The organism is Streptomyces sp. NPDC052910, assembly GCF_055585605.1.
This window is the reverse complement of sequence record NZ_JBVJJR010000004.1, coordinates 482,326-505,159: the sequence shown is the minus strand read 5'-3', so window position 1 is coordinate 505,159 and position 22,834 is coordinate 482,326. Positions and strand designations below refer to the sequence as shown.

Sequence of the window (22,834 nt, the reverse complement as noted above, 5' to 3'; positions counted from 1 at the left end):
GTCGCTTTCGATGGTCAGGGCCGGCGGTGGGCGGCAGGGGTGCTGCGGGCGTCGGCTGTCCGCGGCACCGGCCAGGCCCCGGCCCGCTGACCGGGCGCGGCGGGCGGGCTCGTGCGGTGTGAGCCGGACAGGGACGCGCGGCCGGCGTCGGTGAGGGTGACGGGCTGCCCGGCGTGCACGGGGTGGGAGGTGTCCCGCTGGACGAGACCGGCGTCTTCCAGGCGCTGAAGTTGAGCGTGGCCGAGGCGGATTCCGGAGGCGGTGACGACCGACAGGCGTTGGTTGAGCAGGTGCTCGTGCAGCTTGGCGCCCTGGGCGATGGCCAGCAGCGCGGCGATGTCCGGTGCCGTCGCCTCCCGGCTGCCGAACGAGCCGTGCTCCCGGGCGACCGTCTCCAGCGGCTCCAGGACAGCCATCAGGTGCTGTTGGCGTTCGTCCCGGGTGGTTGCGGCCTGCTCCAGTTGACCGACGGTGCGGTCGATGCGCGCGAACAACGCCGTATCGACGAGAAACTCGCCGGAGGACAGGCGGTGCAGCAGGGCGCGGTGGAAGGTCACCGAAGTCTCCGCCTGGGCGAGGTTGCGGTGGGCGTCGGCCAGGCGGCGATGGGACTCGTCGAGCAGACCGCGGTCGCGGTGCTCCCAGAGCTGATCGACGCTATGGCCCGTGGCGGCCTCGACGCGGTGGTCCAGTGCCGTCAGCACCTTTCGTGCCGCTGCCGACGGGCGAGTGGTGAGCATGAACTGCAGGGCTCCTTGGGAGTGGTGTCACGGTCTGCGGCCGAGGGGGACCCGTACATCGATGCGGGTGCCGTGGCGCGTGAGCTGAGCCGAGCCGAGGCGGTGAAGAAGGCGGAGCATCGAAGTGTTGGCCGCGTCGGTGTGCGCGGCCAGGGTGTGCGCGCCCCGGGCGCGGGCGTGCTCGGCGACGTGCCGGGCCAGGGTGGTGCCGATGCCGCGACGCTGGTGGTCGTCAGCCACTTGGAGGGCGACGTCGGCCACGCCGGCCTCCTGGCTCATCCAGCCGGCGGAGGCCAGGGCGAGTGGTCGGCCGGCGGCATCGAGGCTGATCCAGCAGGTGCTGTGTTCCAGCAGGCGTTCGAGATGGCGGCGGGTGATGCGGGTGCGTCCCCAGCGGCGCTGGAGGTTCTCCGGTGAGCAGCGCCGGTGCAGGTCGTCGACAAGGTGCCAGTCCGCCGCCCGGGCCGGCCGGGTGAAGTGAACGGCAGGATGGTTCAGCAGCGGCGGTCCCGCCCGGCCGCCTGGAGGGAGGCACGCCGGTAGGACTTGCGGCGGCGGCCGTCGGGGAGGGTGATGTCGCGGGGGAAGACCTCGTACCGGGACAGGAGGTTGGCCAGGCGCGCCGGGGTGAGCTCGGCGTAGCGCCGGCGGTCTTCGGCGACTTTGGGACGGTGCTGCAGCGCGGCGACGAGGTCGGTGGAGGCCATGGCGTCCGGGTCGCCGCGGTCGGTGAAGACCTTCAGGCACGCGTCGACGATGCTGTCCGACGGCTGCGCTGCATCGGCGGCTTCCGCGGGTGTGCCGTCCGCTGTGGTGTGGGGGCAGCAGCAGGCTGACGACAGCAGCGCTCGCAGCTCTTCTTCGGCGTGCAGCCGGGCGAGGAGAAGGTCCGTGAGATCCACCAGGCCCTCGAAGCGGCAGGTTGCCGCGCGTGTGCCGTGGTGGACGGCGTCGAGGATGTGCTCGTCGAGATGCTGGACGGTGAGGAAGGTGTCGAGCAGCAGCCGGTGGTGCGGGTTCTCGGAAGGCGGTTCGTCCTCCAGCAGGCGGGTGACGAGCGCTTCGAGGAGGGCGGGGGGCGTCGTCAACGAAGGGGGCCTTTCGACAGGGTGGGTGCGCTTGCGGGGTGGGGCAGGCCGGGCATCGCGTACGGCGGACCCGGCTTCGGGACGGGCTGGTGGGCGCCCAGTTGGGGCGAACGGGCGCGGGCGGCGTGGGTGCGCGTGCTCGTGGAGTGCCGGGTGATGCCCAGGCGGGCCCGGGCGGTGTCGTAGACGTCGTATCCGGCGCGCTGCCGGACGGCGACGACGTGAATCTCGGTGCGGTGGGCTGAATCGGCGGGGGCGGGACGCTGGGCGTAGACGATGCGCCAGGCGTTGCGCGAGTCGACGTAGACCTTGCGGTAGCCCTCCAGGTCACCGGCCAGCCGGCCGCCGAACAGCTCGGCGTTGACGACGTCCTGGAGCTTGGCGAGGGCGAGGTCGCGGATGTCGCTGGGGGCCTGGAGCAGGTCGGTCAGGGCGCGGGGGTCGAAGCTCAGACCGAAGGCCGGCTCACCGTTCATGAGACGGCCTCGGCCGCGTCGGTGTTCTCCGGTTCCTCGGAGTCGGCGCGTGCCGAGCGCAGGGAGGGCTTCGGGCCGGGCAGCAGGCGGTGGGCGGGCCGGTCGGGGTCGGTCATGCACGCAGAGAGCGGTCCGCCCGGCGCCCGCACGGTGGTCATGGCGTGGGTGAGGAAATCGCGGTGCCACACGAACGGCCCCGAAGGGCCGGCCTCGGGGTCCTTGTGCTGCTGGTAGGCCATCCACAGGGCGTGCAACCAGGCCACGACGTCGTCGTGCTCCTGCCACTGCTGGCACCACGGCGAGGCAGTGGTGACTTCGGCGCCGTAGGTGGGCAGCAGGAAGTCGTCCACCCAGTCCGACAAGGCGTCGAGCTCGTTCTCGTACTCCTCGCCCTCCAGCTCCAGGATCGGCCGGGGCTCCGGCGGCGCGGCGGGCAGCGGCGGCATACCGGGCAGGCCCGGCATGCCGAAGGCGGGAAACGGCGAGGGGGACGGGTCGGGTGCGGCAGCCAGGTGGTCGAGCTGCCGGGCCTGCTCGGCCGACTGCTCCATCAGGCGGCGGACGCTGGCCTCGATGCTTTCCAAGTTGGAGTCCGGAAGTCGGATCGGCTCCAATTCCCCCTCGTCACGGGGGTCTATGGATTCAGGCACGAATGGATCTCCTTGCAGCCGCGGCCATCAGTCATGAAGTGCGGCTCCAACCATCCGGACATTCCCCGGTTTCACTAACCGGGGAATGCCTGCTATAAAGCGCCGGCACGTGAGCGGAAGACGCGCGGCGGGTCAGGCGGAGAGCGTGAGGTCGTCCTGGATGAGGGTCTGGCGCAGGGTGTCGGTCAGACGGTCGGCGGCGATCTCGGCGTAGTGCTTGGTCTTCTCCACGCCGATGAAGTCGTAACCCTCCAGCAGGGCGGCCACGCCCGTCGAACCAGAGCCGGCGCAGAAGTCCAGGACGGTACCGCCTGGCGGAGCAATCTTCACCAGCTCGCGCATCACCTCCACGGGCTTCTGCGTGATGTGCTGCCGGTTCTTCCCCGACGGCTGTGAAGCGCTGTACAAGCCCGGCAGGTACACGGGGTTGGCCGAGCCGTCGATGGCTCCCTTCGAGGCCCAGATGATGAACTCGCAGTTCTGGGTGAAGCGTCCCTTCTGCGGCCTGGCCTGCGGCTTGTGCCAGGCCAGCACCCCGCGCCACAGCCAGCCGGCGGCCTGGATCGCGTCCGTGGTGACGGGCATCTGCCGCCAGTCGGTGAACAGCAGCGCCGTGCCGCCGGTCTTGGTCAGGCGGTGGGCCTCGGTCATGATCTGCGTGAGCCAGAAGCCGTAACTGCGCTGATCCATGTTCTCGCCGGCGAAGTCGGGCAACTGATGGCCGGCATCGGCGGTGACGTACTTCTGCCGCGCGGTGCGGCTCGTGCGTTCCTTCGCCGTCCGCCCGCCAGAGTTGTACGGCGGGTCGGTGATGACGGAGTCGACGCAGCCGTCCGGCAGGCTGGACAGCACGCTCAGCGCGTCGCCCTGGTGAAGGGAAAAAGGCAAAGGGAATCCCCAATCCGGGTCCGGGATATGAGAGAGAAGGCCGCCGCGACCGTCACGTGATCTGCGGCTGCCTGCGGGAGGATAGAAGCCCACGAGCCGCAGCAGCGGGCGCGGGTGGTGCCCAAACTGTAGGCCACGATCCCCGGTTGAGTGGCACAGCCAGCCATACGTTCCTGGCTCGGCCTTTGACCGCCGGGCTTTTTCGCCAACCGGGAATCGGCGCTTACTGTTTGGGGAACCCGGCGCACACCGCCGATGGCCTCCTTCCCTTTCACGTGCCTCGCGGAGGTTTCCCCTGTCCCGGTCCACCTGACCCTGCCTGCCGGCCCTGGGCTTCGAGCTGCCACTCGCGCCCCCGACTGCCGGTTTCGGTCCACCCACCACCCCGGCCGCCGCATCCTTTCCACGTCCTCGCGCATGCGCGGCCGGGCCTCACTTCGAAGGACACCGCAGTGACCCCTCCCTGCCCTCCTCCCCTGCCTGAAACACGACCGCCGCGTTCCCCGCGCCTTCCGGGAGGCGACGCGGGTTGAAGGGCACAGCCGCCGTCCTCGGCGTCGTCTGCCTCTCCCCTCTCCTGATCGCCGGCGCCGCGGCGACCGCCGCCGCCGGATCCAGCGGCGCTCACTCCCAGGCCGCGAGCTGCACCACCGGCACGGACGTCGACACCGAGGCCGTCGCCAAGCAGGTCGCCTCCATCCTCGGTGGCAAGGGCTCGAAGAAGGATGTCCACGTCGAGGGCCTGGAGCTGCCCGCCGAGCAGATCCCGAACGCCAAGACGATCGTGGCCACCGGCATCTCACTCAAGATCCCGGAGCGTGGACAGATCGTCGCGCTCGCCACCGCGATGCAGGAATCGCGGATCCGCAACTTGAACTACGGCGACCGGGATTCGCTCGGAATCTTCCAGCAGCGCCCCAGCCAGGGGTGGGGCACCGCTCAGCAGGTCCGCGACCCCGTCTACGCGAGCACGCGGTTCTACAAGGCGCTGCTCGAGGTACACGGCTGGGAGCAGATGACCGTCACCCAGGCCGCCCAGGCCGTCCAGGCGTCCGGTTTGCCCGACGCGTACGCCCAGTGGGAGCCGCTGGCCCGTGCCCTGCAGCAGGCCATCGTCAAAACGCTCCCGAACATCGGCAAGGACACCACGGCCAGCAAGGACACGAAGGACAAGGGCGCGGCCACCACCGCGTCGAGCGCGGGCGGAGGCTGTAAGCCCGGCGACGACGGATCCGGTTACGGGCCGATTCCGGAAGGCTCCGTCCCGAAGGGCTACACGATCCCCAAGGACGCGAACCCCAAGGCGCGTAAGGCGATCGAGTGGGCGATGCACCAGCTCGGGACGCTGTACCAGTGGGGCGGGGAGTGCACCAACCCGCACGGTCCGGACCCGATGGGCCGGTGTGACTGCAGCTCGCTGATGCAGCAGGCGTACGCCCATGCCGGCGTCCGGCTCACCCGCACGACTTACACCCAGGTCCACGAGGGCAAGCCGGTCTCACCCAAGAGCCTGCAGCCCGGTGACCTGCTCTTCGCCCGCGGCACCGCCGCCGTGCCCGAACACGTCGGCATGTACATGGGCGCGGGCCTGGTGATCGAAGCGCCGCGCACGACCAAGCCGGTGCGCATCCAGCCGGTCAAGGACTGGACCATCCTCGCCGCCCGCCGGGTCATCTGACGCCCCTCCCGCCGGTCTCCGGCCTGTTCCGGCGCCCGACAGCCGCCCTCGGGCGCCGTCATCTCTCCCGCTTCTCCCCCCTCACCGCGGGCTCCCGCCTGCCCGCGTCTGCAAGGAGTTCCGCCATACCCATGTCTGTCGCCGACCGCCTCATCACCCTCGCCTACGACCCAGGCGTCACGCCGAAGGAGGGTGGCCTGCCCGGCCTGTCGGTGCTGAAGAACGTGGTCAGCTCGATCAACCTCTTCGGCATCGTGGCCGTGGTCGGCGCGCTGGCCGTCTCCCTCGGCGTGTGGGCCTGGGGCCACCACACCGGCGGCCACCAGGCCGAGGCCAACGGCAAGAAGGGCGCCGTCGTCGCAGCCGGTGCCGCCCTCGGTCTCGGTGCCGCGAACGGCGTGGTCGCCTTCTTCTCCGCGCTGGGGTCGCAGGTCCACTGATGCCGCGCTTCCCCTCGTCCCTCTCCGGTTACGGCACCACCTGGTCCACCCGGGCCCGCGTCCTGGCCGGCGTCCTCGTGCTGAGCGTCCTGCTCGCCGTCGCGGGCCTTACCGCGTGGGCCACCGGCAGCGGCGGCCAGGACGTCGACGACGACACCGCCGTCCCCTCCCCGAGCAGCACCTCGGAACCCGCGCCGAAGCCGGACCCCGGAACGGGCGCGGTCCCCAAGCCGCCGCAGTTGTCCGACCCGCTCGCCTACGTCAAGGCCGCCGCCGTGATGCTGCGGTCCTACGACACGCGCACCACCAACCGCGACCAGCAACTGGCCGGCATGAGCGCGTGGATGACCAAGGAGACCAAGTACACCGACTGGTCTTCGATCTCCGCTCAGGTCCCGGACCCGGTGCTGTGGTCGCGCATGGCCGACAACGCCCAGTACGCCACCGTGAAGGTCACCGAGGCGCACTTCCCGTCGGCCTTCAAGCAGGCCCTGGCGGAGAACCCGTCCGCGCTCACCGAGGCGTACATCTACGCCGTCACCGTCACCGGCAAGCAGCAGATCACCTGGAAGAAGGGCGGGGGCGGGGCCGAGGACCGTTCTGTCACCCTCGCCGTGCAGTGCCGCCCCTCCCGCGACTGCTCCCTGGTCTCCATCGCCCCCCGCGTCGCCCCGTGACGGGCCACTGACCGAAGAAAGGAGGAAACGTTTCAGTGGACTTCTGTTCCATTCCCCTCGCCGGCAAGCTCTGTTCCGCGGCCGACGCCATCGACTTCGTGTCCGACCCGGGCAAAGCGATCACCGAAGGCATCGGCAACTGGATCGCCAAGAGCACCGGCCAACTGGCCGCCGCCGCAGCCGACCTCGCCGCCGAGGCCGTCAACAGGACCACCCAGGTGGACCTGGGGGCCGGCTGGTTCCGCAGCAACTACGAACTGATCTTGCCCATCGGCCTCGTGCTGCTGGTCGCGACCTTCTGCGCCCAGCTCATCCGGGCTGCGGTCAAACGCGACGGCCAGGCCCTTGGCCAGGCGTTCACCGGCACGATGAGCGGCGTCTTGTTCGCCTTCTCCGCCATCGCCGCCACCACCGTCGCCATCGAAGTCGTCGACGCGCTCTCCGACGGCCTGTTCAAGGCCGCCGAGTCCTCGCTGTCCGACGCCGTGCGGCGCATGGTCAAGGTCTCCCAGCTCGGCGCCCTCGGCCCCCTCGGCTGGCTGGTGTGCGCCTTCTGCGGCATCGGCGCCGCCATCGGGGCCTTCCTGTACTGGTGCGTGATGATGGTCCGCAAGGTCGGCATCCTCGTCATGGTCACCCTCGCCGTCTTCGCCGGAGCCGGCGGCGGCTGGGAAGTCGCCCGGCGCTGGCGACGGGGCTGGATCGAAGCCACCGCCACCCTGGTCTGCAGCAAGCTGCTGATGACCGTGATCTTCCTCCTGGGCATCTCCGCCATGGGCAAGGCGGACTCCAAGGGCGGCCTCGACGCGCTCGCCGACGTCATGTCCGGCATCGTCATCATGATCCTGGTGCTGCTGTGCCCCTACGCGACGTTCAAGTTCGTCCACTGGGCATCGGAGGGCACCAACGGCGAGGACATCCACCGCGCCGGCGGGGCCGGAGCCCAGCTCGCCAAGCAGCACGCCGAACGCGCCGCCCGCAAGGCCGCACAGGCCGCCGCCACAGCCGGAACCGGCGGCGCCGCTGCCGGAGCAGGCGCCGCCAGCACCGCGGCACCGCAGGGTCCCGACGCGATCCCCGGCGGAGGCTTCCCCGGCGACATCGCCCCCACCATCAGCGGCGGCCAGGGCGGAGGCAGCGAATCCTCCGGCGGCGGAGTGAAGACCGGCCTGGAGCAGGCCGTCCAGCCCCCGCCGACCCGCCCGACCGAGGACACCAGCGGCCAGTTCGGCGGCGGCCCCGGCCAGGGCGGAGGCGGCCAGGGCGCATCAGGATCCGCAGCCGCGTCCGGCCAGGGCGGCGGATGGATGTCCGCCCCGCCCACCGGCGCCACGCCCCCGCCGCAAGGCGCCCCGCCGGCCCCCGCCACGGGTGACGCGGCGAACGGGCCTCTCTCCCCGACGCCACCTCCTGCCGGCATCTGATCTCGCCCCGTTCGACGCCGGGGGCGGGACACACCGGCCACTTCACCGGTGCGTCCCGCCCCCGGCCCCGCCCCGCGCACCCCTCCCGGAACCCATGTCTGATCTCTCCGTCGCCCCCCTCACGGTCAAATTCCCCCACCGATCCCGGCGCGGGATCCTGCTCGGCCTGTCCCTGCCCCAGCTCCTCCTCGTCTCGTGCACCCTCGCGCTGCTGCTGATCACCGTGGTGAGCACCGGGCTGGTCGGCGCCGTCGTGCTCGCCCCGCTGTGGGTGGCGAGCGCGGCCCTGGTCGCGATCCGCCGCAACGGCCGGTCGCTGATCGACTGGGCTCCGATCGTCGTGCGCTACACCCACCGCCGGCGTACCGGGCAGACGCTGTGGCTGGCCCGGCCGGTCTCCCGTCCCCGCCAGGACGGCCTGCTGCACCTGCCCGGCACGTCCGCCTCGCTGCGAGTGGTCACCCCCGGCGATTCGGCGAACGGCGCCGCCGCGGTGCACGACCCGCACCACCAGACCCTGACCGCCGTCGCCCGCGTCTCCTCCCGGGCCTTCGCCCTGCTCGACCCCGCCACCCAGAACCACAACGTCGCCGCGTGGGGCCGTGCCCTGGCCGGCATCTCCCGTACCGGCCACGTCGCTGCGGTGCAGGTCCTGGAGCGCACCGTCCCCGACTCCGGCGACACCCTCGCCCGGCACTGGGCCCAGCAGGGCCGCCCCGAGACCCCGGTGGCCGGGCAGGTCTACGCCGACCTCGTCGCCTCCGCCGGCCCGGCCGCCGCTCCCCACGAGGCATACCTGGCGATCTCCTTGGACATGAAGGCGGCCAAGCGGCTGATCGGCCAGGCCGGCGGCGGGCTGCCCGGCGCCTTCACGGTGATGGAGCAGACCACCTCCTCGGTCGCGCAGGCCGCCCGCACCGCCGGGCTGACGGTGACCGGCTGGCTCACCGCGCGGGAGATCGCCGCCGTCATCCGCACCGCCTACGACCCCAAGGCCCTCTCCGCCCTGCAGCAGTGGTCGGAATCCGGGCGGGCCGAAGCCGACCCGGCCGCCGCCGGACCCGTGGTCCAGGTCGAGGAGTCCGACCGGGTGATCACCGACTCCGCCCGCCACGCCACATACTGGATCGAGGACTGGCCCCGCACCGAAACCAGTCCGGGTTTCCTGCACGGACTGATGTTCACCGCCGGCGTCCGCCGCAGCCTGTCCCTCATCTACAAGCCCCAGGGGCTGGAGTCCGCCCTGCGGGACGTACAGCGCAAGAAGGCCGCGATCATCGCCGACGCCAACGAACGCGCCCGCCGCGGCCAGGTCGACAACGAGGCCGACTCCATCGAGTACGCCGACGTCAAGGTCCGCGAGCGCCAGCTCATCGCCGGCCACGCCGACGTCGCCCTGACCGGCCTGCTCACCGTCAGCGCGGAGACCGACGCCCTCCTGGATGCGGCCTGCGCCCAGATCGAGACCGCCGCCGTCACCGCCCAGGTCGACCTGCGCCGCCTGTACTTCCAGCAACCCGACGCCTTGACCCTCGGCGCCCTGCCCCTGGCCCGCACCGCCCTGTAACCCGCGCCTGCCCTCACCCCGGCAGGAAGGATTCTGCTCTCTTGACCTCCCTCTCCCCCGCCGACGCGCACTCCTACCTGCGGGCCGCCACCGCCGGCATCCGCCACCACGCCCGCTCACTCGACGCGGCGGCGCCAGGGCCGGCCGACCGCGTCCAGCTCGACGTGCTGCACGCGCACCTCACCGCGCTGCACCAGTTGCTCGACCACCTCGCCGAGGCCACCCGGCCCCCGCACCCGGCCGCCGGACGGCACCTCGCCACAGCCCATGCCCGGCTGTGGCAGGCCACCGCCGCGGTGCACGACGCCTTCCACCTGCTGCCCCCGGCACCCGACAGCGGCGCGGGCACCGAGTGCCGACCCGAACGGCTGCCGGACGGACCGCCGGTGCTGACCATCTGCCAGCGCCACCTCGCCGCCGGCCACGCCATCCGCCGCAGGACCACCCCCACCGACCTCAACACCCCGCTCCACGGCTCCGCCACCCCGGGCGCCTGATGAGCGGGCACCGCCGAATCGAGCACCACCAGTGACCCACCGGCCCGCCCGCCGCGCCCGTCGCGCCTCGGCCTCCCCGCTGTTCACCCCGCACGGCACCGACCGCGCCGCCCGCAAGGCCGCCCGCCGCCAACTCGCCGAGGCCGCCGCCAAGGCCCGCGCCGAAGCCACCGCCCACCCGAACGGGCAGGAGCCGACCGAGCAGGAAGCACCCGCTCCCCTCTACCCGCTCCGCGGACGCCCAGGCCCGGCTTCGGCCCGGGGCAACAAGCTCAGGCTGCCCGCCCACCGCATGACCACCGCCACCGCCTCCGGCGCGTACCCCTTCCTCGCCGAAGGCGGACTCGGCGCCGAGGGCATCTACATCGGCCGCGACGTCCACGCCGAGGCCAGCTTCTGCTTCGACCCGTTCGCCCTCTACGGCAAGATCGAGGGCTTCACCAACCCCAACGTCCTGCTCGCCGGCGTCATCGGACAAGGCAAGTCCGCCCTGGCGAAGTCTTTCGCCCTGCGCAGCGTCGCCTTCGGCTACCGCGTCTACGTCCCCTGCGATCCCAAGGGCGAGTGGACTCCGGTGGCGAACGCCCTCGGCGGCACCTCGATCGCCCTCGGCCCGGGACTGCCGGGCAAGCTCAACCCCCTGGACGCCGCCCCCCGACCGAACAGCGTCTCCGAGGCCGACTGGGCGGGCGAGATCCGCAAGCGCCGCCTGCTGCTCCTCGGTTCCCTGGCCCGTACCGTCCTCGGACGGGACCTGATGCCGATGGAACACACCGCGCTCGACGTCGCCCTCGACGCCGTCGTCACCCACGCAACCACCACCGGCCGCACGCCGCTGCTCGGCGACATCGCCGCCACCCTCAACAACCCCGCCGCCCTCGACACCGCCGGCGGCAGCATGTCCGGCCACCTCGGCGACGCCGCCCGCGACCTCGCCCACGCCCTGCGTCGCATGGTCCACGGCGACCTCGCCGGCATGTTCGACGCACCCTCCACCGTGCGGTTCGACCCGAACTCGCCGATGCTGACCATCGACCTCTCCCGCCTCGGCGGCTCAGGCGACGACACCGCCCTCGTCCTCGCCATGACCTGCGCCTCGGCCTGGATGGAATCCGCCCTCACCGACCCCCGCGGCGGCCGGCGATGGATCGTCTACGACGAAGCCTGGCGCCTGATGCGCCACCCCGGCCTCCTGCAGCGCATGCAGTCCCAGTGGAAACTCTCCCGCGGCCTGGGCATCGCCAACCTCATGGTCATCCACCGCCTGTCCGACCTGCTCACCGCCGGCGACGCCGGATCCCGCGGCCGCGCCCTCGCCGAGGGCCTGCTCGCCGACTGCTCCACCCGCATCGTCTACCGGCAGGAAACCGACCAACTCCACGCCGCAGCAGCCCTCCTCGGCCTCACCTCCGTCGAGACCGAAGCCATCGCCCACCTCAACCGGGGCCGCGGCCTATGGAAGGTCGCCGGACGATCCTTCATCGTCCAACACCTCCTCCACCCGCACGAAGGCCGACTCTTCGACACCGACGCCCGCATGCACTGACTCACCGACCTCCCCTTAGGTACGCGCCACTTGGTGATGCACAGTGACATGCCACCGAGCCACCGTCACTCACCGTGCCGCGCCCCGCACCCGACTTCTCCACGAGGTTCCCCTGGCCACGCGCTCTTTCCTCGCCCGCCCCACCACCACCGGGTTCACCGGCATCTACGTCCACTGGGACGGCTACCCCAGCCACCACCTCCCCCTCCTCCTCACCGCCTACCAGCACCGCTTCGCCGGCGACCTGGAGGTCATGTCCCAGCACCTCATCGACAACGTCCCCGTCGGATGGTCCGAGCTGGGCACCGACCTCCTCGACGGCGCCCCCGAACCCCTGCGCCAGGCCCTGACCGGGGGCGAGAGCAACCCCAGCAGTCAGCTCGACAACCTCATCACCTCCGACGGATCACCGCCGCAGCGCATGGCTGTCACCGAAGCCTCCGCCTCCGGACTCGACTGGGGATACGTCCTCCGCCCCCACGGCATCGAGGTCGTCAACCAGTACGAGGACCACGGACCGGTCGTGGACTGGAAGACCGACCCCCGCGCCCGCTTCAGCGACAGCTACGTCCTGTGGACGCCCGGTCGCCCGGTACCGGCCACCGCACCCCCGCGCGCCGCCCAGCCACCGGCCCCCGCCAAGGCGCCCACCATGAGCGTCGTCCGGAACTCCGCACGCCGCTGAGCCCCACTCCCGCCCCCACCACCTGGAGAATCTCCGCCCCGTGTCCGACCGCCCCGAGATCACTGTCGTCATCGCCACCCAGCTACGAGAAGACCGGCTGGAGTACCTGGCCGCCATGCACGCCAGCCTCACCCGGCAGTCCGTCCCCTGGGAAGCCGTGATCGCGATCGACGGCGCCGACCCCACCCGGCTGCCCGCCCCGCTCGCCCACGACCCGCGGGTGCGCACCCTGGCACTGCCGCGCCCCGTCGGAGCCGCGTGCGCCCGCAACCTCGCCTTGAACGAAGTACGCACCGAGTTCTGCAACTGGGCCGACGACGACGATGAGTTCCACGACACCGCCATGGCCGCCCGGCTGCAGGTCCTGAAGACGGACGAGGTCGGCTGGGTCGCCGGATACAGCGAAGACCTCCACCCGGACGGGACGACCACCCTGTGGGAGTGCCCCACACCGCCTGGACGACACGGCGCCGGTGACGTCTGGACGTACTGGAAGGACCCGAAGGACACCATCCCCATCGGTCCGACGACGATCCTGGCCCGCAGCGAACTGATGCGCGCGGCACCCATGGGCGGACTCGTCCAAGGCGAGGACTACGTCGCGGCCCTCGGCGTCACCACCCTTGCCCCCGGCATCCTGCTCCCCCTGCCGGTCTACCGGTACCGCAAACACACAGGTCAGATGACCCAGCAAGGCGGCTACGACGATCTGGAGACAGCGGCACGGCGGCACGCCTGGGCCTTCGGACGCAGCCTTCGCACCGCCCTCGCCATGTCCTGTGCCGCCGCGGCATAGGGCACAGCAGCCACTCCGTCACGATCGAGAGCCCGATGACTTCCACGAACGCCCCCGCGCAGATCACCCTTTCCTTCAGCCGGAGCGCCGGCATCGTCGCCGTCGCCACCGGCGAGAAGTACCCCTGGGCGCAGACCGCTTTGGAAGCCACCGGCTTCCGGCGGCGCCAGGAGGGTACGTACGCCTTGGCCGTCGAGGATCCGCAGGCTGCTCAGGCCACGGTGGTCGAGCTTCTGCGGACCGCTGACCGTCACCAGAGCATCGTGAAGATCAGCGGCCGGTCCTTCATCGGTGACGTCGCCGAGGGCATCGCAGCGCATCTGCCCGGTCGGTGGAGCGCGACGGTGGACGTCTACAGCCACCCCCTCTGGCAGGAAGACCTCGTACCGTTGTTGTGGGACGCCGGGGAACTCTCCCAGGCCGTCCAGAAGGCGAGGATCCCCTGCGCCGCGGTGCTCACCGACGGTGCCGGCACCGAGCTGCTCCTCGTCGAGCGGCCCGGCCACCGCCGGGACTACCTTGTCGGTGCGTTCGCTCCGGAGGGCTTCGAGACAACTACGAGGAACCACACGCGCCGAGCAGCATCGTGGTACCCGGCGCGGGGCAGCTTGCCGCTCAGGCGATCAGCGACCGGTTTCTGCCGGCCTACCACCGGGCGGTGCACACCCGGCGTGTCGCCGTCATCTCCTCCACCCTGGATCGCATCCGGGAGGAAAGCCAGGCATGGGAGACGATGAAGGAGTCGGGCCGCTACAGCGACGGAAGCCGTCTGATAGCCGGCGTACCGCCCGGTGCCGAAGAGGAGTTCGCCAACCTTTCCTGGTATGCGATCCGCGACGTTCTGCATCATGCCCTGACCGTGCTGGAGCGTTGCCGTCCTGCTGATCCCGTCGAGCCGCAGGACGCTGCCGCGCTCGACCGTCTCGCGGGCGCCCTGGTCCGCGGCCAGGAGGTCCTCGCTGACTGGAGCACGCACGGGGGGCTACGGGCCTCGCCCGGAGTGCTGCCCGTCGACTCCTTCCTCCAGGCCAAGGCCGAACGGGACGCCCGGATGCGGCCGGTGATCGATACATGGCTCGCCGACGGCGACGCCTTCCTGCGTCGCGCGCGGGCCGCCATGCCCGCCTCTTCCAGCGCGCTGTCCGGCCCGGGCCCTGGTGGCACCGCGCTCCCGCCTGCTCTGCCGGCACCGCCCAGCTCGACGCCCGCTCGGCGTTGACCTCGCGCAGGAAGGTTCCCTCTGTCCGAGCACTTCCATTTCGGCACTCACCCCGACCACGGCTTCGTCGCCGCTGCCACCGCCAACCTGCCTGTTCACCTGGCCGATTGGTTCCTGACCCGGGAGCAGTTCGAACCCGTCTCCGGCAACGCCGGCCTGTACCGGCTGACTGATCCGGACCGCGACGGGCGCCGGCGAACCCGCCAGGCCGTCCGCGACCTGCGCCGGCACGGCTACAGCGTCCAAGCCGACTACCTCCTCGACCCGGCCTTGACCCCTGGCCCGCAGCAAAGCCCCGGACACCATGGTCTGGCGGAACGCCGCAACCGGATCGCGCAGGCCGCCGCCACGCGTTCGCCCCAGCAGTCTGTGGCCCTTGGCACCTCACCCGGTGTCCGGCCAGCCCCGCCCCGGCCTACGACCGCCGACGCACCGCAGTCAGCCCACCCCGGGCGGAGCAGGTGAGCACGAACCGCGGTCGGATGCGCATCTCCCGGGGACCTGGCGGCGCGATGGGAATCAACGGCGTCGTGGATGGGTTCACCTCCGCCGTCCTGACGCGGCCAGGTTCGAGCCCTGGGCGGCGGACATGCTCACCGCCGCCCGGTACATCCTCGACCTCGACCCCGGCCTGCGCCCGGCCGCCGGCGACGCGCTGACACGAGCCGTGCGCCCGACCCAGACGGCGGTAAAGGCCCAGCCGTCGTCCCCGGCCACCACAGGCGCCCCCGCCGCCGACCCACCCGACGGCTCTTCCGGGGCCGTCCGTCGAGACCACGCCTCGACCTCCACCACGCACGATTCCCGGGCCACCCGCAACCACGGAAAGCACCTCGTGACCGACCTCCCGACGGCATCATCCGGCTCTCGCCCGGTGCTGGCCCACCCGCACGTCGCCCGCCTCCTGCTGGGCACCCTGATCGGGCGGCTGCCCACCAGCATGGCTCCGGTCGCCATCCTCCTGCTGGTCACCGACCAGGGCGGTGCCCTGTCGCTGGGCGGCGCACTGTGCGCCCTGTACGGTCTGGCCTCCGCCGTCGGCCAGCCGCTTCTGGGCCGGATGGTCGACCGGCGCGGCCAGACCCCGGTCACGTCGACAGCAGCGATCGTCACCACCGCGTGCCTCATGCTGCTGCCGATGGTCGACGCGGCGGCGCTGCCGGGCGTCGCAGCGGCTCTTGTCGCGGTCGCCGGATTGAGTACCCCGCCGTTGGAGGCCGGTCTGCGGGCGCTGTGGCCGCAGGTGCTGCCCGATCCGGAACGCCGGCGTGCCGCCCTGGCCTTGGACACCGGCACGCAAGGGCTGATCTTCGTCGCCGGGCCCCCGCTCATGGTCGTCCTCGTCGCTGCCACCGGCCCGGGAACCGCGATGGCCGCGAGCGCCGTCCTCGGGCTGGTCGGTGCGGTCGCCGTGGTGACCGCTCCGCCGTCCCGGGCCTGGACGCCGACACCGGCGCCCGCTACCGGGGCGGGCGGGTTCGGGCCGTTGCGGCACCGCGGTCTGCTCCTGCTCTTCATCGCGCTGACCGGCGTCGGCTTCGCGCTGGGCGCCATGAACGTGTGGGCCGTGGCGATGGCCGACCGGTACGAGATGAGCCTGCTGTCCGGGCTGATCCCCGCGGCCCTGTCCACCGGGAGTCTGGTCGGCGGACTTCTCTACGGGCGGCGGAACTGGCCGGGGACGGTCACCGCACAACTCACCATCGCTGCCGCAGCGTTCACGGCCGGGTGGCTGCCCCTGGTGACCGGGCCGGGGCCGGTCACGGCGACCGTTCTGACCGCACTGCCGGGCCTGTTCCTCACCGCGTTGATCACCAGCGCCTTCCTGACCGTGGACCGGCTCGCCCCGGCCGGCACCACGACCGAGGCGTACGCGTGGCTGATCGCCTCGGTCGGCGTCGGGCAGGCCGCCGGGACCGCCCTGGCCGGCGTCACGGCCGCCGACCCATTCACCGGCTCGGCGCTCCCGGCGGCAGGCGCCCTCGCGTGCCTCAGCGTGCTCGTCGCCGCGCACCGTCGGATCGCCCCTGCCAGCGCGATCCGACAACGAGGCCGGCACCGCCGGGTTCCGGCCCATGCCGCCCACCCCTAACCCCTCGTTCCGTTCAAGGAGAATTACCGATGGCTGTCCGTACGACCTGGACCATTGCCCACAGTTGCGGTCACAGCGTGGAGCACGACCTGTCGAACCGTCCGGCGGACAAGCGCGCCGGCTTCGCCCGCTGGTTGGCCGGCAAGGACTGCACCGACTGCTGGAAGGCCGCCCGCGACGGCAGTGGTGCCGGCAAGGAGGAATGGCTCGCCACCAAGCGCGCCGAGGAACAGCAGGCCGCCACCGCGTGGGCGCAGCAGTTCCAGATGCCGCCGCTCGAAGGCCCGGAGCGAGCCCTGGACTGGGGTGAGCGCTCCCGCCACCACCTGGTGACCGCCGCCTACACCGCCCTGGTCACCGAAGGGACGTGGGACGAGGCGGACTGGGCGGAGCTGGAGGAGAAGGTCCGCGCCGTCACGCGGGCCGGGTGGGGGCTTGTAGAGAACTCCTTCGCCGCAGGTCGGGGCGTGGTTGCTCCGAGCGTTCGGAACGCGGGGCCCGGGTTTCGGGAACGTTGAGCGTCTTTCCGCAGATCAGAGTGCACGGCCGATGGCTTCTGCGGGCGCCCTTGAATGTGTGCGCGGCTTCTCAACGGTTCGCCGTGATGGGCGTGGCAGCGGCTACCTGAGGTTGGCTTGCGGGGGAGCTATCGCACATGGCTCTGGTCTTCTCCAGCTTTCAGCGCATGGCCTTGGCCGTCCCGTTGTCCTGGGACAGCAGGAGTGTGGTGTTGCACCGCCCGCAGGGCGACGAGGCGTGGTGGCCTGTGCGGCTGCCGGCTCGGTCGGAGGACTCTCTCGATGGTCTTGTGCGGCGCTGGCAGGAGGAGTCGGGAGTGCCCGACGCGCGATGGGGGCCGGTGAAGGGTCGCATCCGTGCAGCGGGTCCTTGGTCGGCCGGCGGCGTGGGCGAGGCGGAGGTGTTCATCGTGAAGCTGGCCGGGCCGGTGGCAGCGGACATCTTCGGCGGTTCGGCGCGCTGGTGGCCGGTGGCCGGCTTGGGTTCGGGGCGCGTGCGGACGTATCCCGCCGAGCTTGGCCTGCTGATGGAGGGCTACGTCGAGGGGTGGATTCCGGACGGTGTGATCACCTTGGACGCGTAAGCGCACCGAACCCGGCCTTCAGGCGGGGTCTTGTTCGGCGGTGCGGGCTGCGGCGCGGACGGCGTCGGGGCCGGGCCACAGTTGATGGTGGAGGGCGTCTTCGAGGCGGGTAAGGGTGCCGATGTCAGGAAGGACTTCGCCGGTCAGGACGCGGGCGATGGTGGAGTGGGCGATGCCGGCGGCCGCGGAGAGGGTGCGCAGGCTCAGGCCGCGGGCCTGCATGAGCTGTTGCAGGTCGCGTGCCAGGAGCAGGCCGCAGTGGGCGCTGAGCGGGGCGTCGGGGACGAGGACGGCCTGGGGCCAGTGCCCGCTGAGGAGGTAGCGGCGGGGGCTTTTGTCGTTGTTGCTCCTGGGCATGGGCCGATGGTGCCACGCGGGCGAGCGGCCGCGTCGTGCGTTGTCCTGCCAAGCCTCCGAGGAGCTGCCGGCCTGAGATGAGTGTGAGCCCGGGCGATGCTGTAGCGGACGGAGGCTGACAGAAGGGTGGCGGTGCTCGGCCCTGCGCTGATGCTTGCCGCCTCTCACACATGACGTACCCAGTGCCTCACCGCACGCGCGGCCGGGGCCGGGAGCGTCGCCCGATGTACATGGCCAAGCACCTACCTGGTCTCACTTCATGGACGATTGCTGCACGCGGTTGTTGTTGCCCAGGCGATGGCGATTCTCGCCGAAGCATCGCGGCGTCAATCTGATGCATCGTCAGGATCACTCGCCTTCATGGAGTTCTGGCCTTTGAGCGCCGTAGCGGTGGTACGGGTCGCTAGGGTGCCGTCGAAGTGGTCGGACGTGCAGTCGAGGAGGCATGCCATGGCGGTGACGGTGGATGGAGCAAGCCATCCGCTGGTGTGCCGTCTGCAGCAGATCGCGGACGGCGAAGCCGCCAAGCAGGAGGCCGCCGACCGAGCCGAGGCCGAAGCGGCGCGCGTCCTGCATGCCAGGCGCCAGGATGCGCGCGTCGCGCGGGCGCGGACCGAGCTCGCTCTGCAGACGCTTGAGGAGCTTCGACAACTCCTGGGGCATCTCGCAGCAGAGCCGCCGGCTCAGGATTCCCGGGCGGAGCCGGAAGAACCGCCGGAAGAAGACACGGCGGCCCGCAAGCCGCCTCCCACCCATGCCCAAGACGCGGCGGCCGGTCACGGGCGTCCCACCGTCGAGGACGCCGTCCTCCAGGCGTTGTCCTCGGGTGAGGTCACGCACTTGTCCGCGATGTACGACAGCCTCAAGCACAGCCGGCCCGGAACGGACAACCGGCGGGTGCGCAGCGCGCTGGTGAAGCTGAAGAACGAAGGGCGTGTGGTGAGCGCGGGGAAGGACCGGGAAGGGCTGTACCGGCTCGCGCATGCGGGGGAGGGCGAGCGGAAGAACGCCTGAGCAGCCCCTGAACGCCTCGCACATGGAAGGTGAGAGCGCCGGAGAATACTTGGACGGTCTTCTCCGGCGCCTCTGTGACACGTAGTTGAGGACCCACGTATCGAGGCCAGCGTAGACACTGCGCGGCCTTGATGTCGGGTCCTCGGCCGCTACGTACCCCGTAGTGACGAATGACTGAGGACCCCACGATGACGAGTCACCCTTTTCATCCTCTTTTGCCCCCGCGGCCTGTGGACGTCTCACCTCGTGTCCGGCCGGCTGCCGGAGACCCGCGGTGAGCGCGGCGCGGCCCCTGCGGGCCGAAGACCGGGCGGTGCCGACGGAGCGGTTCCCTCCGCGGCGTCAGCTCGAGCTGGTCGACACGATCGCGGCGCTCGGCGGTGACGGGCGCGCGCCGGTGCCGGCGTCAAAGATCGCGGAGCAGATGGGGTTGGCGGTGGCGACGATCAATGGCGCGCCGGCGTTCTACGCCCAGGCAGGTCTGGCCGAGTACGGGCAAGGCCACTGGAGAGTGACCGAGGCAGGGCTGCGGCTGGCGAGGCTACGCACGGTGGACTCGGCGCGGGCGCGGCTGTTCCTGAACCAACACTGGCAGGGCCAGTGGTTCCAGCAGAAAGCGGTCCAGGTCCTGCAGGGCGGCCCGCTGGAGCCCAAGGAGCTTGCCGCCCGGCTGTGCCGGGGCCTGGCCCGGCGCGTGGAGCGCCGGCTCTTCCTCATCGAGTGGCTGTGCTACGCCCTGATCGTCGAGCAGACGGACGACAAGAGGATCGCCCTGCCCTCCTGGGGGCCGGGAGCGGAAGGCGGCCCGCCATCGTCGGTCGCCGCGGGGTTGGCGGGCATGGTGGATCCGCTGATGGGCCTGCCGGTCGAGGCGATCTCGGCTCTGCCCACCGACCGATTCCTGGCCGTCATGGGCGCCTACCGGCAGATCTTCGCCTCCCTCACCCCGCCCCGGCCGGACTCAGCCGCTCCCTGACATCCCCACCGTCCGACCCGCTCCCGAGTGATGCCGGGCGGCGTCTTCGCCGGCCCGGCGCCACAGGCTCTCTCGGGCCGCGCGCCCCCCTCCTGCGCCCCCCGCACCCAGGGTGCCGTCGGGGGCGCCCCGCGCCCGGTTGTGGGGCTGTGCACTCGAGTTGAGCAGTAACAGACCCTTGCTTCCTTGAGTCTTCCCCCGCCTAGCTGACGTGTGTCACTCCTGCGCCGGGGGCCTGTGTTTCCGGGGAGTTCCTCCGTGTCATTTGTGTCGCATGTTTGGTACACCATCATGCCGTCCCACCCTGTCGCACCCGGCTCCGACCGCATGCCGGGGGAGCGTGAGGCTCGAGTCCTGGTGCCGCCTGGGCGAAGGATCATCGTGGTAGGCCGCGACCTCTCCCTCCCCCATGCCCGCGACCGTGTTGTGGACGTCTGGCAGTCCATGGCCGCCCGCGGCGAGTTCACCGAGCAGACCCTGGAGAAATTCAGCCTTCTGCTGCACCGCTTCATCCGCTACGCCCAACTGCGCGGCGCAGCCGTCCTAGGCGACGTGGGTGAGGAGATGGTGTGGGACTTCGTCGTCGCCCCGGGCCGCAGCCGCCACGGAAAGGTCACCGAGGCGGCCGTGGCCACGATGCGGCTGCGCCGCTCGGTGCTGCGCACCTGCTACCGCACCCTGCGCGAGCTGAAGCTCAGCGACGCCGATCCCACCCGCGACATCGTCCTGCCCGCCCGCTGCCCCGGCCAGGTGAGGCCCCTGTCCGAGGACGAGGTCATCGACCTACGCCACCACGCCTCGCACGTGGAGAGGCCCAGCCGGCACGGCGCGGCGGCCGCGCTGGCGCTGGCCGGCGGGCACAGCGGCGAGATCGGCCATATCCGCGTACGCGACCTCGACCTGGACGGGCGCCGGGTGTGGATGCACGGCTCAACCAAGGTCGACGCCCGCTGGTGCCCCCTGGACGACTGGGCCCTGAACACCATGGCCCGCCGGGCCCAGTTCGTCGCCGCACGACAGGTGCGCGCCACTCGGGTGCCGGAAGCCCGGCTGGCGGTCTCCGACCGCCGTGCCGGCGACGCCCAGCTCCAGGCCCGCGCCTGCGTCGCCCTGCGCGACCTGCTGGTCCGCATCGGCCTGGGGGGTGAGGAGGATGTGAAACCGGCTTCGATCACCGCCTGGGCCGGCAGCGAGGTCTTCGACGCGACCGGCCGGATCGAGGAGGTGGCCCGGCGGCTGGGCCTGCGCTCCCTCGACCGCGCCGCCGCCGTCATCGGCCACACCTGGCGCACCACCGACCAGCCCGGCGAGGAAGCATCCGATGCCTGACGACATTTTCGGCGACCCCCTGCCTGACGAGGTACGCCCGCGGCGCAAGCGCCAGATGACCGACGCCGAACAGCGCTCGCGCGAGCAGCGCATCACCGACTGCCTCAACTACCCCATCATCTACGAGCTCGCCGAGCATCTGGTCCCGCCGAGCACGGTCGGCTGCCCCCGCCGCTACCCCGCCCTGGTCTACCTCCTGCTCGCCACGCTGCTGCCGGTCACCGGCTCCAAGCGCTCCGCCGTCGGCGCCCTGACCCCCGCCCAGTGGAGCAGCCTGCGCGCCGCCGTCCGCCGCCACGCCGGCCGCAGAACCGCCGCCCTGCTCCGCCCCGAACCACCCACCCGCACCCAGTACCTCTACGCCGAGGAGCACATCCTCGCCCCCGCCGTCGACGCCCTGCAGGACGCCTTCGAGACCCACGCCCACCGCCAGGCCCTCGCCCAGGGCCTCTTCCCACCCGACGCCCCGCGCATCTGGTCACGCCCCGAGCGCTTCCAGCTGCTGGCCGGTGACGCCACCGTCACCAAAGCCCCCTCCAAAGCCGAACAAGCCCACACCGTCGACACCACCACCGGGGAAGTGCGCACCCGCCGTGTGGATCCGGCGGCCCGGCTGTATTACGAGAACGGCGAAGAGGCGAAGACCGTGGCCCGGGGCAGCAAGTGGTTCTTCGCCTCCGGACGCGACACCGGCTACGGACGCCGCGTCATCCTCACCTTCCGCCACGTGCCCGGCGGCGCCTACGAAGACGAAGCCGCCATCGCCGTGCGCTCCTTCTCAGCGCTTGCGCGCCGGCTGCCGGGCTGCATGGGCGTCGTCTACGACGGCGCCTTCCGCGGCACCCACCGCGACGCCCTCGCCCGCCAGGGCCTGCTCGTCATCAACAAACAACACGGATCCGCACGCCCCCGCGCCTACGAGCTCCTGCGCTACGGGCGCTGCCGGCACGAGCTGTGGTGCGACCAGGGGCGCATCGCCGAGCGCCTCCTCCTCGACGACGGCACCACCCACCTCGTCCCCGTACCCGTCACCCGTCTCGAACATCGCCGCGGGCGGGGCAAGAGCCGCTGGTACCACCTGCTGGCCATCGCATGCCGCAACACCGTCCACCAACACCGCATCCCCGTCGGCATCACCACCACCCCCAGCGACCGCACCACCCCCGACCCCTCAACCGGCAAACGCCGCCCCAGCGACACCGAGCGCGACTTCCACCGTGCCGAACATCTCCAGCAGATCCCCCAGCACACCCGCGCCCACCAACTGGCCTACCCCTACCGCAGCGACACTGAGTCCCTCCACGCCCAGCTCGACGCGAGCCTGTGGAATCGCCGCATGATCTCCTACGGCATCGACCGGCAGAAAGTCTTCATCCTTGGCTTCGCCCTCGCCCACAATGCCACCAGCTTCCACCTCCACCACGAACATCACCGGGCCGCACAGCGCGAGAAGCGGTAATAGCGCACGGCGTCAACTCCCGATAGCACGGGACTGTCCTGCCGGGGGGCCATCCCACATCGCTGGGGGCAGACCCGGAACCTGGGCCAGAGCTCAGCACTCGGACTGGTGTGTACGCCGCACCGCGGGACCGT

Annotated in this window: 25 protein-coding genes; 18 read left to right on the top strand and 7 right to left on the bottom strand. The window is 71.5% G+C overall.

Annotation, left to right across the window (positions count from 1 at the left end):
- Nucleotides 1–14: 14 nt before the first annotated feature.
- The 6 genes from ACZ6X9_RS18575 to ACZ6X9_RS18550 all read right to left on the bottom strand — a co-directional run bounded on the left by ACZ6X9_RS18575 (nucleotide 15) and on the right by ACZ6X9_RS18550 (nucleotide 3,842).
- Nucleotides 15–740, bottom strand: coding sequence for a hypothetical protein (locus ACZ6X9_RS18575; protein ID WP_469779049.1), 726 nt, complete (start codon nucleotides 738–740; stop codon nucleotides 15–17).
- 27 nt (nucleotides 741–767) lie between these two features.
- Entirely contained in the window at nucleotides 768–1,238 is a 471-nt protein-coding gene (locus ACZ6X9_RS18570) for a GNAT family N-acetyltransferase (RefSeq protein ID WP_469779193.1), read from the bottom strand.
- A complete protein-coding gene (locus tag ACZ6X9_RS18565; protein ID WP_469779048.1) occupies nucleotides 1,235–1,828 on the bottom strand; it encodes a DUF3631 domain-containing protein in 594 nt (197 codons plus the stop codon). The genes ACZ6X9_RS18570 and ACZ6X9_RS18565 overlap by 4 nt, the downstream gene beginning before the upstream one ends.
- Nucleotides 1,825–2,304 (bottom strand): hypothetical protein, encoded by a 480-nt coding sequence (locus ACZ6X9_RS18560; protein ID WP_469779047.1) that lies wholly within the window; start codon nucleotides 2,302–2,304, stop codon nucleotides 1,825–1,827. The genes ACZ6X9_RS18565 and ACZ6X9_RS18560 overlap by 4 nt, the downstream gene beginning before the upstream one ends.
- Nucleotides 2,301–2,954, bottom strand: a complete 654-nt coding sequence (locus ACZ6X9_RS18555) for a DUF4913 domain-containing protein (protein ID WP_469779046.1) — start codon at nucleotides 2,952–2,954, stop codon at nucleotides 2,301–2,303. Before ACZ6X9_RS18555 ends, ACZ6X9_RS18560 begins: the two co-directional genes overlap by 4 nt.
- Nucleotides 2,955–3,086: 132 nt before the next feature.
- Nucleotides 3,087–3,842 (bottom strand): DNA-methyltransferase, encoded by a 756-nt coding sequence (locus tag ACZ6X9_RS18550; protein WP_469779045.1) that lies wholly within the window; start codon nucleotides 3,840–3,842, stop codon nucleotides 3,087–3,089.
- A gap of 529 nt (nucleotides 3,843–4,371) precedes the next feature.
- Here ACZ6X9_RS18550 and ACZ6X9_RS18545 point away from each other — a divergent pair.
- From ACZ6X9_RS18545 to ACZ6X9_RS18480, 14 genes are all read left to right on the top strand, one after another.
- Nucleotides 4,372–5,520 (top strand): C40 family peptidase, encoded by a 1,149-nt coding sequence (locus ACZ6X9_RS18545; RefSeq protein WP_469779044.1) that lies wholly within the window; start codon nucleotides 4,372–4,374, stop codon nucleotides 5,518–5,520.
- Between the two features lie 131 nt (nucleotides 5,521–5,651).
- Nucleotides 5,652–5,960, top strand: coding sequence for a DUF6112 family protein (locus ACZ6X9_RS18540; protein ID WP_469779043.1), 309 nt, complete (start codon nucleotides 5,652–5,654; stop codon nucleotides 5,958–5,960).
- Nucleotides 5,960–6,637 carry a hypothetical protein gene (locus ACZ6X9_RS18535; RefSeq protein ID WP_469779042.1) on the top strand — a complete coding sequence of 226 codons (678 nt, stop codon included), beginning with the start codon at nucleotides 5,960–5,962 and terminating at the stop codon, nucleotides 6,635–6,637. The genes ACZ6X9_RS18540 and ACZ6X9_RS18535 overlap by 1 nt, the downstream gene beginning before the upstream one ends.
- Before the next feature lie 35 nt (nucleotides 6,638–6,672).
- Entirely contained in the window at nucleotides 6,673–8,061 is a 1,389-nt protein-coding gene (locus ACZ6X9_RS18530) for an SCO6881 family protein (protein WP_469779041.1), read from the top strand.
- A 94-nt stretch (nucleotides 8,062–8,155) separates the two neighbouring features.
- Nucleotides 8,156–9,628 carry an SCO6880 family protein gene (locus tag ACZ6X9_RS18525; protein ID WP_469779040.1) on the top strand — a complete coding sequence of 491 codons (1,473 nt, stop codon included), beginning with the start codon at nucleotides 8,156–8,158 and terminating at the stop codon, nucleotides 9,626–9,628.
- A 41-nt stretch (nucleotides 9,629–9,669) separates the two neighbouring features.
- Entirely contained in the window at nucleotides 9,670–10,125 is a 456-nt protein-coding gene (locus ACZ6X9_RS18520) for a DUF6238 family protein (RefSeq protein WP_469779039.1), read from the top strand.
- Nucleotides 10,126–10,156: 31 nt separating this feature from the next.
- Entirely contained in the window at nucleotides 10,157–11,671 is a 1,515-nt protein-coding gene (locus ACZ6X9_RS18515) for an ATP-binding protein (RefSeq protein ID WP_469779038.1), read from the top strand.
- Nucleotides 11,672–11,714: 43 nt separating this feature from the next.
- Complete coding sequence (locus ACZ6X9_RS18510; protein ID WP_469779037.1) at nucleotides 11,715–12,356, top strand: hypothetical protein; 642 nt, start codon at nucleotides 11,715–11,717, stop codon at nucleotides 12,354–12,356.
- Nucleotides 12,357–12,471: 115 nt separating this feature from the next.
- Nucleotides 12,472–13,152 carry a glycosyltransferase gene (locus tag ACZ6X9_RS18505; protein WP_469779192.1) on the top strand — a complete coding sequence of 227 codons (681 nt, stop codon included), beginning with the start codon at nucleotides 12,472–12,474 and terminating at the stop codon, nucleotides 13,150–13,152.
- A 35-nt stretch (nucleotides 13,153–13,187) separates the two neighbouring features.
- Complete coding sequence (locus tag ACZ6X9_RS18500; protein WP_469779036.1) at nucleotides 13,188–13,889, top strand: hypothetical protein; 702 nt, start codon at nucleotides 13,188–13,190, stop codon at nucleotides 13,887–13,889.
- Nucleotides 13,886–14,371, top strand: a complete 486-nt coding sequence (locus ACZ6X9_RS18495) for a dimerization/docking domain-containing protein (RefSeq protein ID WP_469779035.1) — start codon at nucleotides 13,886–13,888, stop codon at nucleotides 14,369–14,371. Before ACZ6X9_RS18500 ends, ACZ6X9_RS18495 begins: the two co-directional genes overlap by 4 nt.
- A gap of 589 nt (nucleotides 14,372–14,960) precedes the next feature.
- Entirely contained in the window at nucleotides 14,961–16,463 is a 1,503-nt protein-coding gene (locus tag ACZ6X9_RS18490; protein ID WP_469779034.1) for an MFS transporter, read from the top strand.
- A gap of 29 nt (nucleotides 16,464–16,492) precedes the next feature.
- Nucleotides 16,493–16,981 carry a hypothetical protein gene (locus ACZ6X9_RS18485; RefSeq protein ID WP_469779033.1) on the top strand — a complete coding sequence of 163 codons (489 nt, stop codon included), beginning with the start codon at nucleotides 16,493–16,495 and terminating at the stop codon, nucleotides 16,979–16,981.
- Nucleotides 16,982–17,118: 137 nt separating this feature from the next.
- A complete protein-coding gene (locus ACZ6X9_RS18480; protein WP_469779032.1) occupies nucleotides 17,119–17,565 on the top strand; it encodes a hypothetical protein in 447 nt (148 codons plus the stop codon).
- A gap of 18 nt (nucleotides 17,566–17,583) precedes the next feature.
- Here the strand turns inward: ACZ6X9_RS18480 and ACZ6X9_RS18475 are convergent, their stop codons facing one another.
- The gene (locus ACZ6X9_RS18475; RefSeq protein WP_469779031.1) at nucleotides 17,584–17,922 is read right to left on the bottom strand and encodes a helix-turn-helix domain-containing protein; all 339 of its coding nucleotides are present in this window, start codon (nucleotides 17,920–17,922) and stop codon (nucleotides 17,584–17,586) included.
- 450 nt (nucleotides 17,923–18,372) lie between these two features.
- On the opposite strand from ACZ6X9_RS18475, the gene ACZ6X9_RS18470 reads away from it, so the two are divergent.
- The 4 genes from ACZ6X9_RS18470 to ACZ6X9_RS18455 all read left to right on the top strand — a co-directional run bounded on the left by ACZ6X9_RS18470 (nucleotide 18,373) and on the right by ACZ6X9_RS18455 (nucleotide 22,700).
- Nucleotides 18,373–18,936, top strand: a complete 564-nt coding sequence (locus tag ACZ6X9_RS18470; RefSeq protein WP_469779030.1) for a hypothetical protein — start codon at nucleotides 18,373–18,375, stop codon at nucleotides 18,934–18,936.
- Nucleotides 18,937–19,372: 436 nt separating this feature from the next.
- Entirely contained in the window at nucleotides 19,373–19,912 is a 540-nt protein-coding gene (locus ACZ6X9_RS18465) for a hypothetical protein (RefSeq protein ID WP_469779029.1), read from the top strand.
- A gap of 381 nt (nucleotides 19,913–20,293) precedes the next feature.
- Nucleotides 20,294–21,241: a hypothetical protein gene (locus ACZ6X9_RS18460; protein WP_469779028.1), complete on the top strand. Its 948-nt coding sequence runs from the start codon at nucleotides 20,294–20,296 to the stop codon at nucleotides 21,239–21,241.
- Nucleotides 21,234–22,700, top strand: a complete 1,467-nt coding sequence (locus ACZ6X9_RS18455; protein WP_469779027.1) for a hypothetical protein — start codon at nucleotides 21,234–21,236, stop codon at nucleotides 22,698–22,700. The genes ACZ6X9_RS18460 and ACZ6X9_RS18455 overlap by 8 nt, the downstream gene beginning before the upstream one ends.
- Nucleotides 22,701–22,834 lie beyond the last annotated feature (134 nt).

Coding starts and splice junctions, on each gene's coding strand:
- ACZ6X9_RS18485 (WP_469779033.1), top strand. CDS start 16,493: ATGGCTGTCCGTACGACCTGGACCATTGCCCACAGTTGCGGTCACAGC.
- ACZ6X9_RS18540 (WP_469779043.1), top strand. CDS start 5,652: ATGTCTGTCGCCGACCGCCTCATCACCCTCGCCTACGACCCAGGCGTC.
- ACZ6X9_RS18560 (WP_469779047.1), bottom strand. CDS start 2,304: ATGAACGGTGAGCCGGCCTTCGGTCTGAGCTTCGACCCCCGCGCCCTG.
- ACZ6X9_RS18490 (WP_469779034.1), top strand. CDS start 14,961: ATGCTCACCGCCGCCCGGTACATCCTCGACCTCGACCCCGGCCTGCGC.
- ACZ6X9_RS18475 (WP_469779031.1), bottom strand. CDS start 17,922: ATGCCCAGGAGCAACAACGACAAAAGCCCCCGCCGCTACCTCCTCAGC.
- ACZ6X9_RS18525 (WP_469779040.1), top strand. CDS start 8,156: ATGTCTGATCTCTCCGTCGCCCCCCTCACGGTCAAATTCCCCCACCGA.
- ACZ6X9_RS18495 (WP_469779035.1), top strand. CDS start 13,886: ATGAAGGAGTCGGGCCGCTACAGCGACGGAAGCCGTCTGATAGCCGGC.
- ACZ6X9_RS18505 (WP_469779192.1), top strand. CDS start 12,472: ATGCACGCCAGCCTCACCCGGCAGTCCGTCCCCTGGGAAGCCGTGATC.
- ACZ6X9_RS18455 (WP_469779027.1), top strand. CDS start 21,234: ATGCCTGACGACATTTTCGGCGACCCCCTGCCTGACGAGGTACGCCCG.
- ACZ6X9_RS18500 (WP_469779036.1), top strand. CDS start 13,188: ATGACTTCCACGAACGCCCCCGCGCAGATCACCCTTTCCTTCAGCCGG.
- ACZ6X9_RS18575 (WP_469779049.1), bottom strand. CDS start 740: ATGCTCACCACTCGCCCGTCGGCAGCGGCACGAAAGGTGCTGACGGCA.
- ACZ6X9_RS18470 (WP_469779030.1), top strand. CDS start 18,373: ATGGCGGTGACGGTGGATGGAGCAAGCCATCCGCTGGTGTGCCGTCTG.
- ACZ6X9_RS18535 (WP_469779042.1), top strand. CDS start 5,960: ATGCCGCGCTTCCCCTCGTCCCTCTCCGGTTACGGCACCACCTGGTCC.
- ACZ6X9_RS18480 (WP_469779032.1), top strand. CDS start 17,119: ATGGCTCTGGTCTTCTCCAGCTTTCAGCGCATGGCCTTGGCCGTCCCG.